Source organism: Jannaschia faecimaris, assembly GCF_900107415.1.
GTDB lineage: Bacteria > Pseudomonadota > Alphaproteobacteria > Rhodobacterales > Rhodobacteraceae > Jannaschia > Jannaschia faecimaris.
This window is the reverse complement of sequence record NZ_FNPX01000006.1, coordinates 186,997-198,837: the sequence shown is the minus strand read 5'-3', so window position 1 is coordinate 198,837 and position 11,841 is coordinate 186,997. Positions and strand designations below refer to the sequence as shown.

Genomic DNA, 11,841 nt, shown 5'->3' with positions numbered 1-11,841 from the left:
ATCCGTGACGGCATGCAGTTGCGTATTCATCCCGCCCTTCGTCCGCCCGATCAGACGGCCACGCCCCCCTTTTTCGACCGCAGGCTGGAGGCCGTGCGATGTGCCTTGAGTGCGATGTGCCTTGAGATAGGTCGCATCCACTGCCCGGCAGTGCATTGCGCAGCAATGTCCCGAGAGGGGATAGAAATCGTCCGGTTATCAGGTGCCTCTGCTGCAAGCCCTGTCATGATCCTGGCGAACACCCCCATATCGCTCCACCGCTTCCAGCGGTTGTAGAGCGTCTTATGCGGGCCGTACTCTCCAGGCGCATCACGCCAGCGCAAACCGTTGCGGTTGATGAAAATAATCCCGCTCAAGACGCGCCGGTCATCAACGCGTGGTCCCCCATGGCTCTTCGGGAAGTACGGTCGAAGCCGCTTCATCTGAGCGTCGCTCAGCCAATACAAGTCCCTCATGTCGTGCTCCCGAAGTTCGGGCGCTTGAATCAGGCAGCCTCAGGAACTGCAAATAAATCAATGGGTCCTGAGCCTAAGCGTGCGGCCCGGGCGGAACCTGACCATTGTCGGTCCCAATTTAGTATTGCGGATCTTCCATTCTGTGGCCATCTCTCGCAGGTCCCACATCCTTTCAGCCAGATTACGATACGAGCCAGAACCCGACGATCCCGTGCCGCCTGCTCTGGGCCTGTCGCGCAGGGCCAACGGCCCCGACCAAAGGGACCTCGTAGATTGAATAAACCCGGCGTCGCCGGATTTGGAACGTTCCCGGGGTTTCAGCGTCGCAAATCGCTCCGCCAGCAAGGGCGACAAGAACCTCTCGACCCCACAGACGAAAATATACCAAAGGCGGGCGGTACGTCATCGAAGTGCGCAGTACACGGACTTTCACGCCGCCAGTGCGGTCGACGACAAGCTTCCGTCCCGGCATCCAAAGCCGCGACGTCAGCCGACCTGGGCAGGATTGAAGACCGAGGTGCGGGCGCGGCCCGCCCGTTTCGAGACATACAGCGCCGCATCGACGTCCGAAACAAGCCTGTCTGGATCCAACGTTTCGTAATAACTGGACATCGTGATCCCCACGCTGCCCGAGATGCGACAGCGGTGCCCCTCCCAGTCGATAGGATGTTCCAGACGAGCGATGATGCGATCCGAGATTCGGCGCATCAGATCGACATCAGCACAATTGTCGAAAACCAGCATGAACTCGTCCCCGCCCATGCGAGCCACCATGTCCTCTGAGCGCACCTCTTCGGACAGGATGCGGGCGACCACTTCCAAGACACGGTCGCCTGCCGCATGACCGTAGGTGTCGTTCACTGACTTGAAGTAGTCCAGATCCACTTGCATCAGGCCGAACGGTCGGATCGCCGATCGGGTCAGCTTGGCCAAGTGGTCGTCCATTGCGCGGCGGTTGAACAACCCCGTCAGTTTGTCGGTGACGGCTGCCTGTTCCGCAGCAGTGCGCGCCAATTCCAGCCTCTCACTCAATTGTTCATATTCGGACCGCAAAAGACTGTGCACCTCAATTAGATAGAGATAGTCCACCATTGGATCGGTCACCGCGAAATCGCGCGCCGTCAATCGATGTCGGCGCAGAGCCCGCATGGGATCAGCGCCAAGCGAAAGATTCAGAAGACCCGAGCCATTCGACAACGGCACCACCGCACCGTGCAGCGTGACCGGAGGCTCCCCCTCCGGAACATTCACCTCGGCCAACAATTGCACGCGTAAACGGCGGCCGAATTTCGACAGAACTTTCTCCGGCTCCGACTCGACCGGGGGGTGAGTAAAACGCAGCATGTCCGACAGGTGCTGGCCAGTCGCGTCCGGTGCCATCCGGTTCAGCGTGGATCCAATCAAGTGGATTTCGCCTGATGCGTCAAAAACAATAACCATCGGCAAGACCGCGCGCATGGTAGCGATATCCATCGAAACTGATTTCACGAAATATCGCTCAACATGAATTCGCGCGGCTTGTGATGGGCCTGATCGAAGATGCGCACGGTCAGCGTCTCGTGCCATTTGCCGTCAACTTTCCGGCGATCACCGGCATCAATCAGGGCCAGCGCGCCATAATCGTCTGCCATCGCTCTTAGCACACCCGTCAGGAACGCGCCGCCCCCGCGAAGATGCCAGACGGATATGATGAAAAAATCGTTCGGTGCCAACTCCGTCACGGTGAACTTGGGCAAACCCAAACCGGGCAGAGCGATGCGGGCGCGATCGTGGACTTCATCCAGCGCATAGATCAGATCGACGAAACACGTCCCCGAAAAACGGATCAGCCGCCGAACTGCCTCCAACGGTGGGTGGGTACATATCCAGTGGCCGATATCTTCGAGCGGCGCGGCAAAGCTACGGCCCAATTCACGGGAAGCCATGTCGAACACGCGTGTCATCAGGTCATCGTCATAGCTGCGCAAGGCTTCAAATCTGGGGTACGGAAGGTCAGAGGCCTGCACGATCCGATGCCATGTGTCCTCCCCGTGCTGGTCGCGAACGAATGCCTCCAGCGATTTGCAGATCAGACCGTGCATCGCTTCCCTCCGGCGGCTCGATGTCGGGCGCTTTAACCAGATAATCCTGAACGACCGGTAAACGGCTGGGAAACGCGCTCTTCTAGGCCGCCGAAGTGGCCTGTTTGGCTAGCCAATCCGGCAGGTGCGTGACGTCCGGCAGGACGGCGCGCGCGTGCGGGGCAAGGGCCGCGCGGTCAAGCGTGCCGGTCAGAACGCCCACCGCCGGAAGTCCGGCACCGCGCGCGGCCTCCATGTCCGTCATCCCGTCCCCGACGAGCAATACCTCTTCGCGCGCCAGATTCAGGGCATCCGCAAAATTGGCGGCCCCCTTCGGATCCGGCTTTGCCCCGAATCCACTGTCGTGTCCGATGATCCGGCTCACAGCAGTTTGCGCCCCCATATGATCAAGATGCCTCCGGGCCTCGGCCTCGTCGGCATTGGTCAGGACACCGATGGTAAAACCTGCTGTGGCAAGACGGTGCAGGACCGCCACCGCGCCGGGGACCACGACTTGCGAGACCGACGACGAGCGCGGCCCGAGCCAGCCGGAAAGTCGCGGCCTGTCCCACCCGATCCGGCGCGCTACCAAATCGACGGTGACATAGCCCGGAGCGGTCACGAAACGTGCGTGGGGGGGGATGGTGCCAGTCTCAAGGTCGAAGCCAAAATCCTCGGCGATCCCCTCGGGGTCGGCCCCGCTGGCATCCGCCAACTCGTGGATCATGCCGGCCATCCACGGCTCCCACGTGGCACGGAAGTCGGTAAGCGTACCGTCCTTGTCAAAGAGAATCGCGCGGATCATGCGCGGACACTGACGCGGGTGCCCGCTCTCGTCCAGCCGCCCCAACCTAAACTGACTGTGTCAGTCGAGCTTCACAGCGCCCAGCATCGGCCCCGGCTTCCCGTCTATGATCGCCTGCGCAAGCACGACGAGCGAATAGCCGTCTCCGGCAGGCGGGACACTGACCGTGGTGGCAGACCCGTCCCATTCTCGCAGCACTGTCCAGGACCGGACGATGTTGTGGTAGGTGATCGAATGACCGGCATTTTCACCGTGCAAGACCTCTACGGTCGCCTTGGGTCTGTAGGTCACGGCGATAAGCTGCCCCGCCTGACCCGTTGCCGTCACCGTAACCTCGGTCCCGTCGGCCTGCAGGACGTCATTGGTGGCTCCATCATGGCTTTGGATCAGGTCGAACAGTTCCATGGCCGACGGGCCAGCCACGCGATCGACACCTCCGACCACGAACTGTGGGGTGTATCGCATGTTCGAACCGACAACATTGGCGTACAGCAACTGACGTTCGCTAAAGGCAGGGTCGGCAAACGTGTCCTTCCACCCGATCCAGTCCCAGTAATCAACGTGCAGCGAGAGCGCGATGACGTTATCGCGCGTGGTCAACTCGCCCAGCATAGCATCGGCCGGCGGACAGGACGAACATCCCTGCGAGGTGTAAAGCTCCACTACGACGGGGTCGGCGGCGGCAGGGATGGCTAGGGCGAGCATCGTCAAGGTGGCGGAGGCTAGACGCATGAGATGGTGATTCCCTATTATGTACCGTGTACCTAATCAGCAGCGCGGCGGCTTTCCAATCACCCTGTGGTGAGGTTCGAAGTCACAGCCATCGCCGCGTGGACGCAATATAGGCCTCGGCCTCGGCACCAAAGCTCGCCAGCAACCGCACCTCTTCGACCGCAGCGAACCGCCGATCCAGCACAACGAACAAAAGCGGCACTGGCAAGAGTGAGATTACGACGCCCTGCCGCAGGGCGAACCCCAGTGCGATCACGACAAACGCAAGATAGATCGGATTGCGCGATACCTTGTACGGCCCTTCGGTAAGCAGGATCCGGGGCTGTTGGTATGGCTCGATCGGGGTCTGGTTGCGCCGAAACAAGGCTACGGACCACACCAGCGGCACCAACGCCAACACGATAAGAAGATTGCCAAGCCATTGCCCGAACGCGCCGAAGGACAGCGATGGCTCCAGCTTCCCCAACACCCACGACGCGAACAACGTCCCCAAAAGCCAAATAGGCGGCAGGTCGAGAAAATTCTTCATCAAACCAATCCTTCAAGCCTGCGTAATCATTCTTCAGAGCCCCGACCGGAGCTTTCAACGAATTCGCCGGCCGCACAACGCAAACGGGGCCCAGAAGGGCCCCGCCGCACATCATTGTGACCGATCGATCTAGGCGGCGACCAGGCTGCGCAGCACGAAGTGCAGCACGCCACCGTTCTTGATGTAATCAATCTCGACTTCCGTATCGATCCGGCACTTCAGCGTGATCGTCTTTTCGCTGCCGTCGGCCATCTTGATCGTCCCTGGAACCTCCTGCAGCGGCTTGACGTCAGCCAGCCCCTCGATCGAGACCTCTTCCTCTCCTGTCAGACCAAGCGAGGTGCGGGAGTCGCCGCCGGTAAACTCGAACGGAATGACGCCCATTCCGACCAGGTTGGAGCGGTGGATACGCTCGAAGCTTTCGGCGATCACCGCCTTCACACCCAGCAGCGCGGTACCCTTCGCAGCCCAGTCGCGGCTGGAACCGGCCCCGTACTGTTCGCCGCCAAAGACGACAAGCGGCACGCCCTTTTCCTGCCAGGCCATCGCCGCATCGTAGATCGACGTCTGATCGCCATCGGGGCCCTTGGTATAGCCACCCTCGACCCCCGAGAGCATCTCGTTCTTGATGCGAATGTTGGCGAAGGTGCCACGCATCATGATCTCGTGGTTGCCGCGGCGCGAGCCGTAGGAGTTGAACTCCCGCACCGGAACCTGCCGGTCGATCAGGTATTGACCCGCCGGGCTGCTTTCCTTGAACGATCCGGCCGGGCTGATGTGGTCGGTCGTGATCATGTCACCCAGAACGGCCAGAACGCGGGCGCTCTTGATGTCCTCGATCTTACCCGGCTTGGGGTCCATATCCTTGAAATACGGCGGGTTCTGCACATAAGTCGACGTCGCTGGCCAATCGTAGGTTTCGGCCTCAGAGATGTCGACCGCCTGCCACTTCTCGTCGCCCTTGAACACATCGGCATATTTTTCCTGGAAGGCTTCGCGGGTAACGGTCTTCTCCACAAGGTCGGCGATTTCCTTGGAGCTCGGCCAGATATCCTTGAGGAAGACGTCGTTGCCGTCCTTATCCTGACCCAGCGGCACCGTCGTGATGTCGACGTTCATGTCACCCACAAGGGCATAGGCCACCACCAATGGGGGCGACGCCAGATAGTTGGCGCGCACGTCCGGCGAAATCCGGCCTTCGAAGTTGCGGTTGCCCGACAGGATCGATGTGGCGACAAGGTCATTGTCGCTGATGCACTTGCTAATCTCTGGGGCCAACGGACCCGAGTTACCGATGCAGGTCGTGCAGCCATAGCCCACAAGGTTGAACCCAATGGCGTCCAGATCTTCCTGAAGCCCGGCGGCCTCCAGATAATGCGATACCACCTGGCTGCCGGGGGCGAGCGACGTCTTGACCCATGGCTTGCGGGTCAGGCCCATCTCGCGCGCCTTGCGTGCCACCAGACCGGCTCCGATCATCACGTAGGGGTTCGACGTGTTCGTGCAGGAGGTGATCGACGCGATCACGATGGAGCCGTCGTGCAACTGCGCGCGGTCCGCCTCGCCGCCGTTGACGTGACCGCGGGCGTGGTGGCCTTCGTCGCCGGGGATATGGACAGGCTCAGGCGCGCCACCCTCACCTTCCCAGCGGACTTCGGCATTTTCGCTGGCGTCTTTGTCTTCGCGCAGTCCCTTGATGAACTTTCCGAATTCCGTCGCCGCCGTGTCCAGCGCGATGTAATCCTGCGGTCGCTTGGGGCCGGAAATGGCGGGCACGATCGTCCCCATGTCAAGCGACAGCGTATCAGTGTAGACAGGTGCGTAATCCGCACCGCGCCAGAAGCCGTTTTCCTTGGCATAGGCCTCCACCAGTTGAACGCGCTCTTCCTCGCGACCGGTATTGCGCAGGTAGCGCAGCGTCTCGTCGTCGATCGGGAAAAAGCCGCAGGTCGCGCCATATTCGGGGGCCATGTTGGCGATGGTCGCGCGGTCTGCGAGCGGCAGATGGTCCAGACCTTCGCCATAGAATTCAACGAACTTCGAGACCACGCCCTTTTCGCGCAGCATCTCGACGACCTTGAGCACCAGGTCGGTGCCGGTGGTCCCTTCCATCATCCGCCCCGTCAGCTCGAAGCCCACGACCTCGGGGATCAGCATGGAGATCGGTTGGCCCAGCATAGCCGCCTCAGCCTCGATACCTCCAACGCCCCAACCCAGGACGGCCGCACCATTTACCATGGTGGTGTGGCTGTCGGTGCCAACGAGGGTATCCGGGTAGGCCACCTGCTCACCATTCTGGTCCGCATCGGTCCAAACGGTCTGCGCAAGATATTCCAGATTCACCTGGTGGCAGATGCCGGTGCCGGGGGGCACGACGCGGAAGTTATCGAACGCGGTCTGGCCCCACTTCAGGAACTGGTACCGCTCCATGTTACGCTCATACTCACGGTCTACGTTCATCTGGAACGCGCGAGGGTTTCCGAACTCGTCGATCATGACCGAGTGGTCGATGACCAGGTCGACGGGGTTCAACGGGTTGATCTTCTGCGGGTCTCCGCCCAGCGCCTTGATCCCGTCACGCATCGCAGCCAGATCGACGACGGCCGGAACGCCGGTGAAGTCCTGCATCAGAACGCGCGCAGGGCGATATGCGATCTCGCGCGGGTTGTTGCCACCTTTCTTCGCCCATTCGGCAAAGGCCTTGATGTCATCGACCGACACCGTGCGACCACCGTCCTCGAACCGCAGCATGTTCTCCAGAACAACCTTCAGGGCCGCGGGCAATTTGGTAAAATCGCCCAGCCCCGCCTCGGAGGCAGCGGCGATGGAATAGTAGCTGACGCTCTGATTGCCGACATTGAGGGTGCGGCGGGTCTTTGCGGTATCGGTTCCGACGACGACGGTCATGGAAGGCCTCCGGGCATGTGACTGGGAATTGATTGTCTATTGCCCGATGCACGCGCCGGGATCAAGGGTATACCGTCGCATACCGTGAGGCATATCCGCGCAATTTCCATGATGATCTTCGGGATTCTTAACCCCTTCAGACGTCCGAGGTGTCCGGGCGCGGCAATGCTCCGCCGGGCTCAAGGTCTTCCGCCTCCACCTCGCCGGGGTTCGGATCGCATCTGCTCTTCACCGGTTTCGGCGGCGGTGCCTGCCAGGCCTTCAGGTTTACGCCGACCAGATCGTAGAACGTCGGCACGATCGCCTCCAGGTCTTCGATAAAGGTCTTGCGTCCCGAGAACCGCGTCCCCAGCGTCGCGACAAGAGACACCTCGAACCCGTGCGGCACGACCGCCGCATTCTCGGACTTGAGCGCCTCCGGTTCCTCGCGGAGCCGCGAAATCCCCAGTGTCGTCGCAGAGGCCCGCCCCGGCCAGAGCGCCGAGATTCTCAGCCGCTCATCGTCTTCGGGCAACATGCGCAGCAGCCAGTTCACCCTGGCCTTCGTCGACTTTCGGTCGGTCGGGGCCTTGACCGACATCGTCACTGCAACCGTGCGCCGCGCCATATCGGCGCTGACGTCGATGTCCGACGCGCAATCGGGGACGCGGAAGCACGACGTCAGAATACACGTCTCGGTCAGACTCGTAATCCGGTCCTTCAGGCGCGCAGCCGGATCATCCGCAAGTTTCCGTTCTATCCGAACCGAGACATCTCTCCCGACATGGCTCGATAGGTGCAGACACAGGTCCCGCTCCTCCGCCAGCCAACTCGCCACTACCTCCTCGACCTCGGGGGAGGTCTTCTTCAACGCCTCCCCTCGCGTTGCCGCCATCGAGACATCGCGCCAGGCCGGTGCCATCTGTGTGAACCGCTCCACCCCTGTCGCGGGATGGGCAAGGAAATGGTTCAACTGCTCCAATAGATACGCCTGTTCGCTGTCCCGGACGTCACCGCGATACCCGAGGATTTCGCATGACGTCGCCAGCCATGGCCACGACCAATGGAAAAGCGATACCTTCCGCAACATCGTTTTGGGCACCTTGGCGGGCGAATGTTCCGCCCTTGCAACGAACTGATTGGAAATTGTGATGACCGCGTCGATCCCGTTGGCGCGGGCCAGTTCGACATATCGCTGGACCTGTTCATCGTCCAAGTCGTTGCGCCCGACCTTGGCTTCGACAAGCGCCGACCAATGCGTCCGCCCGGTATCCACGACAATCAACCCGTCCGGTCGGGAAGCGCTGTCACCTTTCAGGACAACCTCGGTAAAGGCACGAACCTGCGTCCTCTTGCCCACCCGGACCCCCACGGCCCCCAGCACATCCTGTGCCAGCGCTGGTATCTGCGTCATGACCGCCAGGAAGATCGAGGCGACGCGCTTCTCCTTGCTGGTTTCGGCCAAGACCGGGAAAAGGCGCGCGTCAATGCCGCTTGCAACGAACTCGGGAAGGTCTTTCATGGGGGCACCTGTAAAATGGATCATATTGAAATTATTACATCTTCCAAACTTGACTCAAGGCTGGCCACTTTTCAAGTTGCAGTTTCCCCTCCCATTTGCCGAAGCCTGCCCCTAAACCCATCTCCATGACTTTCTCCGTCACCGACCTTGCCTGCCGCCGGGGCCAGATCACCGTCCTGCGGGGGGTGGCGTTCGATGTGGCCCCGGGCGAGGCCTTGGTGCTGCGCGGCCCCAACGGTGCGGGCAAGACGACGCTGCTGCGGACGCTGGCCGGGCTGACACCGCCGGTGGAGGGCGACGTGAACCCTGACGTTTGCGCGTATGCCGCCCATGCCGACGGCCTGAAGGGACAGTTGACGGTGGCCGAGAACCTCACCTTCTGGGCGCGCATATTCGGCTGCTCCGACATCACCCCCGCGGTTGCGGCCTTTGACCTTGGCCCCCTGATGAACCGGCGCGCGGCTGACCTGTCGGCGGGGCAGAAACGGCTTACCAGCCTCGCCCGTCTGCCCCTGACCGGGCGGCGCATCTGGCTTTTGGACGAACCGACGGTCTCTCTCGATACGGCGAACGTCGCGCTTTTCGGGCGGGCGGTGGCGGGGCACTTGGCGGGCGGCGGCTCCGCTATTCTGGCCACGCATATCGACCTTGGCCTGCCCGAGACACGCACCCTCGACGTGGCCCGTTTTGCCGCATCCCTGCACCCGACCGCCAAAGTGGACGACCCCTTTGCGGAGGCGCTGGAATGATCGCCCTACTTGTGCGCGATCTGCGACTGGCGACACGGGCGGGCGGCGGGTTCGGCCTGGGCCTCGCGTTCTTTCTGATCTTGGCGACGCTGGTGCCGTTGGGCGTGGGGCCACAGTCCGACCTTTTGACCCCGATCGGGCCGGGCATCCTCTGGCTTGGCGCTTTGCTGGCCTGCTTGCTGTCGCTCGACCGGATCTTCGCGCTGGACCTGGAGGATGGCTCGCTCGACTTGCTTGCCACGGCACCGATCCCGCTGGAGGGGGTCGCGACCGTCAAGGCGCTGACCCACTGGATCACAACGGGGCTGCCGCTGACGGTCGCAGCACCCGCGCTTTCGTTGCTGCTGTTCCTGCCGCACGCCGCCCTGCCTTGGCTGGTCCTGTCGCTGCTGATCGGCACGCCGGCGCTGTCTTGGCTGGGGACGTTCGGTGCGGCGCTTACCGTAGGGCTTAAGCGCGGATCGCTCCTGCTTTCGCTGCTGGTGCTGCCACTCTACATCCCGACCCTGGTCTTCGGGGCCGAGGTCGTGCGTCGCGGGGCCGAGGGGCTTTCAGTCGCGACGCCGCTTGCCCTGTTGGGCGGCATCACACTGGGCTGCATCGCTGTCCTGCCCTTTGCAACGGCAGCGGCACTTCGGATCAACCTTCGGTGACGCGTGCGTCATCTTGGGCACGGGTGCTTGCCGCCCCGCGCCGCAGCAAATAAGTCACCGTCATGTCACTCTGGGAATACGCAAACCCGCGCCGCTTCATGGCCTTTTCCGCCAAGGTTCAGCCTTGGGTCTGGGGCTTGGCCATACTGCTGTGCAGCGTCGGCCTGACCTGGGGTTTCTTTTTCACCCCCGAGGACTTCCGGATGGGAAACTCGGTCAAAATTATCTATATTCACGTGCCCAGCGCCTTCATCGCGATAAACGCGTGGTTCATGATGCTGGTGGCGTCCCTGATCTGGCTGATCCGTCGCCACCATGTCTCGGCGCTGGCCGCGCGCGCGGCGGCCCCAATCGGCCTGATCATGACGGTCGTCGCCCTTATCACCGGTGCGATCTGGGGCAAGCCCATGTGGGGCACCTATTGGGAATGGGACCCGCGCCTGACGTCGTTCCTGATACTCGGGCTGTTCTACCTAGGCTATATCGCGCTCTGGTCCGCCATCGAGGAGCCGGACGCCGCCGCCGATCTTACCGCGATCCTGTGCCTTGTCGGCACGGTCTTTGCCGTCCTGTCCCGTTATGCCGCTCAATTCTGGAGCCAGGGACTGCACCAAGGGGCGTCGCTGTCGCTGGATGCGGAGGAGAACATATCCGACGTCTTCTGGCAGCCGTTGGTCCTGAGCATCGCCGGCTTCGTGTGCCTGTTCGTGGCTCTTGTCTTGCTGCGCACCCGTACCGAAATACGCCGCCGCCGCCTGCAAACCCTGACCGCGAAGGAGCGTCTTGCATGAATCTTGGTCCCTATGCCTTCGACATCCTGATGGCCTATGCACTTTCCGCCATGCTGATCATCGGGCTGGTGGCGCAGAGCGTCCTTGCCGCGCGCGCGATCGGGCGGCGGCTGAAGGCGGCCGAGAAATGAGATGGCTTGCCCTTGTTCCCGTCGCACTGTTCGCATTACTCGCCGGGTTCTTTCTGTCCGGCCTTTTCCGTGACAACCCTGACGACCTGCCATCAGCATTCATCGGGCAGGAAGCGCCCGCGCTAAACACCACGGAATTGCCGACCCGCACCCCGTTGCCCGCCGACCTCATGTCGGATCGAGAGGTCAAGCTCGTCAACTTCTGGGCCAGCTGGTGCGTGCCCTGTCGGGTAGAGCATCCGCAGATTGAGACCCTCTCAGAGGTCGTTCCAGTCTATGGCGTAAACCACAAGGATCAGCCGGCGAATGCGATAAAGTTCCTGGAAGAACTTGGCGATCCTTATGCGGCCATCGGTGTCGACGGGGGCCGTGTGGCGATAGATTGGGGCGTGACAGGCTTCCCCGAGACTTTCGTGATCGATGGGGACGGCATCGTCCGCCTGCGTTTCGCCGGGCCGATCACGGTGTCGGTGATGAACGATACGATCCTGCCTGCGATCGAGGCGGCACAGGCGAACTGATCGCCAA

Annotated in this window: 12 protein-coding genes and 1 pseudogene; 5 read left to right on the top strand and 8 right to left on the bottom strand. The window is 61.8% G+C overall.

Translation table 11 applies throughout. The features are described 5' to 3' along the window. The 8 genes and pseudogenes from BLV27_RS09480 to BLV27_RS09445 all read right to left on the bottom strand — a co-directional run. Nucleotides 1–455 (bottom strand): annotated as a pseudogene (locus BLV27_RS09480) (IS5 family transposase); the annotation flags it as partial. A gap of 486 nt (nt 456–941) precedes the next feature. Further along, a complete protein-coding gene (locus tag BLV27_RS09475) occupies nt 942–1,928 on the bottom strand; it encodes a GGDEF domain-containing protein (protein ID WP_170831404.1) in 987 nt (328 codons plus the stop codon). Between the two features lie 11 nt (nt 1,929–1,939). Next, nucleotides 1,940–2,536 (bottom strand): heme NO-binding domain-containing protein, encoded by a 597-nt coding sequence (locus tag BLV27_RS09470; protein ID WP_092645247.1) that lies wholly within the window; start codon nt 2,534–2,536, stop codon nt 1,940–1,942. A gap of 82 nt (nt 2,537–2,618) precedes the next feature. Next, nucleotides 2,619–3,320, bottom strand: coding sequence for an HAD family hydrolase (locus BLV27_RS09465; RefSeq protein ID WP_092645245.1), 702 nt, complete (start codon nt 3,318–3,320; stop codon nt 2,619–2,621). Nucleotides 3,321–3,380: 60 nt separating this feature from the next. Beyond that, entirely contained in the window at nt 3,381–4,052 is a 672-nt protein-coding gene (locus tag BLV27_RS09460) for a DUF1223 domain-containing protein (protein WP_092645243.1), read from the bottom strand. Nucleotides 4,053–4,134: 82 nt separating this feature from the next. Continuing rightward, nucleotides 4,135–4,581 (bottom strand): methyltransferase family protein, encoded by a 447-nt coding sequence (locus BLV27_RS09455; protein ID WP_092645241.1) that lies wholly within the window; start codon nt 4,579–4,581, stop codon nt 4,135–4,137. 129 nt (nt 4,582–4,710) lie between these two features. Further along, nucleotides 4,711–7,488, bottom strand: coding sequence for an aconitate hydratase AcnA (gene acnA / locus BLV27_RS09450; protein ID WP_092645239.1), 2,778 nt, complete (start codon nt 7,486–7,488; stop codon nt 4,711–4,713). A gap of 136 nt (nt 7,489–7,624) precedes the next feature. After that, entirely contained in the window at nt 7,625–8,989 is a 1,365-nt protein-coding gene (locus BLV27_RS09445; protein WP_092645237.1) for a hypothetical protein, read from the bottom strand. A 125-nt stretch (nt 8,990–9,114) separates the two neighbouring features. On the opposite strand from BLV27_RS09445, the gene ccmA reads away from it, so the two are divergent. The 5 genes from ccmA to BLV27_RS09420 all read left to right on the top strand — a co-directional run bounded on the left by ccmA (nt 9,115) and on the right by BLV27_RS09420 (nt 11,834). Then, on the top strand, nt 9,115–9,738 hold the full coding sequence (ccmA, locus tag BLV27_RS09440; RefSeq protein WP_092645235.1) for a heme ABC exporter ATP-binding protein CcmA: 624 nt from the start codon (nt 9,115–9,117) through the stop codon (nt 9,736–9,738). Further along, on the top strand, nt 9,735–10,391 hold the full coding sequence (gene ccmB / locus BLV27_RS09435; RefSeq protein ID WP_092645233.1) for a heme exporter protein CcmB: 657 nt from the start codon (nt 9,735–9,737) through the stop codon (nt 10,389–10,391). The genes ccmA and ccmB overlap by 4 nt, the downstream gene beginning before the upstream one ends. Nucleotides 10,392–10,453: 62 nt before the next feature. Then, complete coding sequence (ccmC, locus tag BLV27_RS09430; RefSeq protein ID WP_092645231.1) at nt 10,454–11,182, top strand: heme ABC transporter permease CcmC; 729 nt, start codon at nt 10,454–10,456, stop codon at nt 11,180–11,182. Then, on the top strand, nt 11,179–11,313 hold the full coding sequence (ccmD, locus tag BLV27_RS09425; RefSeq protein ID WP_092645229.1) for a heme exporter protein CcmD: 135 nt from the start codon (nt 11,179–11,181) through the stop codon (nt 11,311–11,313). The genes ccmC and ccmD overlap by 4 nt, the downstream gene beginning before the upstream one ends. Further along, nucleotides 11,310–11,834, top strand: a complete 525-nt coding sequence (locus BLV27_RS09420) for a DsbE family thiol:disulfide interchange protein (protein ID WP_092645227.1) — start codon at nt 11,310–11,312, stop codon at nt 11,832–11,834. Before ccmD ends, BLV27_RS09420 begins: the two co-directional genes overlap by 4 nt. Nucleotides 11,835–11,841 lie beyond the last annotated feature (7 nt).

Excerpts from the sequence above, each read along its gene's own strand:
- BLV27_RS09475 (WP_170831404.1), bottom strand. The coding sequence starts at position 1,928 with ATGGATATCGCTACCATGCGCGCGGTCTTGCCGATGGTTATTGTTTTT.
- BLV27_RS09470 (WP_092645247.1), bottom strand. The coding sequence starts at position 2,536 with ATGCACGGTCTGATCTGCAAATCGCTGGAGGCATTCGTTCGCGACCAG.
- BLV27_RS09465 (WP_092645245.1), bottom strand. The coding sequence starts at position 3,320 with ATGATCCGCGCGATTCTCTTTGACAAGGACGGTACGCTTACCGACTTC.
- BLV27_RS09460 (WP_092645243.1), bottom strand. The coding sequence starts at position 4,052 with ATGCGTCTAGCCTCCGCCACCTTGACGATGCTCGCCCTAGCCATCCCT.
- BLV27_RS09455 (WP_092645241.1), bottom strand. The coding sequence starts at position 4,581 with ATGAAGAATTTTCTCGACCTGCCGCCTATTTGGCTTTTGGGGACGTTG.
- acnA (WP_092645239.1), bottom strand. The coding sequence starts at position 7,488 with ATGACCGTCGTCGTCGGAACCGATACCGCAAAGACCCGCCGCACCCTC.
- BLV27_RS09445 (WP_092645237.1), bottom strand. The coding sequence starts at position 8,989 with ATGAAAGACCTTCCCGAGTTCGTTGCAAGCGGCATTGACGCGCGCCTT.
- ccmA (WP_092645235.1), top strand. The coding sequence starts at position 9,115 with ATGACTTTCTCCGTCACCGACCTTGCCTGCCGCCGGGGCCAGATCACC.
- ccmB (WP_092645233.1), top strand. The coding sequence starts at position 9,735 with ATGATCGCCCTACTTGTGCGCGATCTGCGACTGGCGACACGGGCGGGC.
- ccmC (WP_092645231.1), top strand. The coding sequence starts at position 10,454 with ATGTCACTCTGGGAATACGCAAACCCGCGCCGCTTCATGGCCTTTTCC.
- ccmD (WP_092645229.1), top strand. The coding sequence starts at position 11,179 with ATGAATCTTGGTCCCTATGCCTTCGACATCCTGATGGCCTATGCACTT.
- BLV27_RS09420 (WP_092645227.1), top strand. The coding sequence starts at position 11,310 with ATGAGATGGCTTGCCCTTGTTCCCGTCGCACTGTTCGCATTACTCGCC.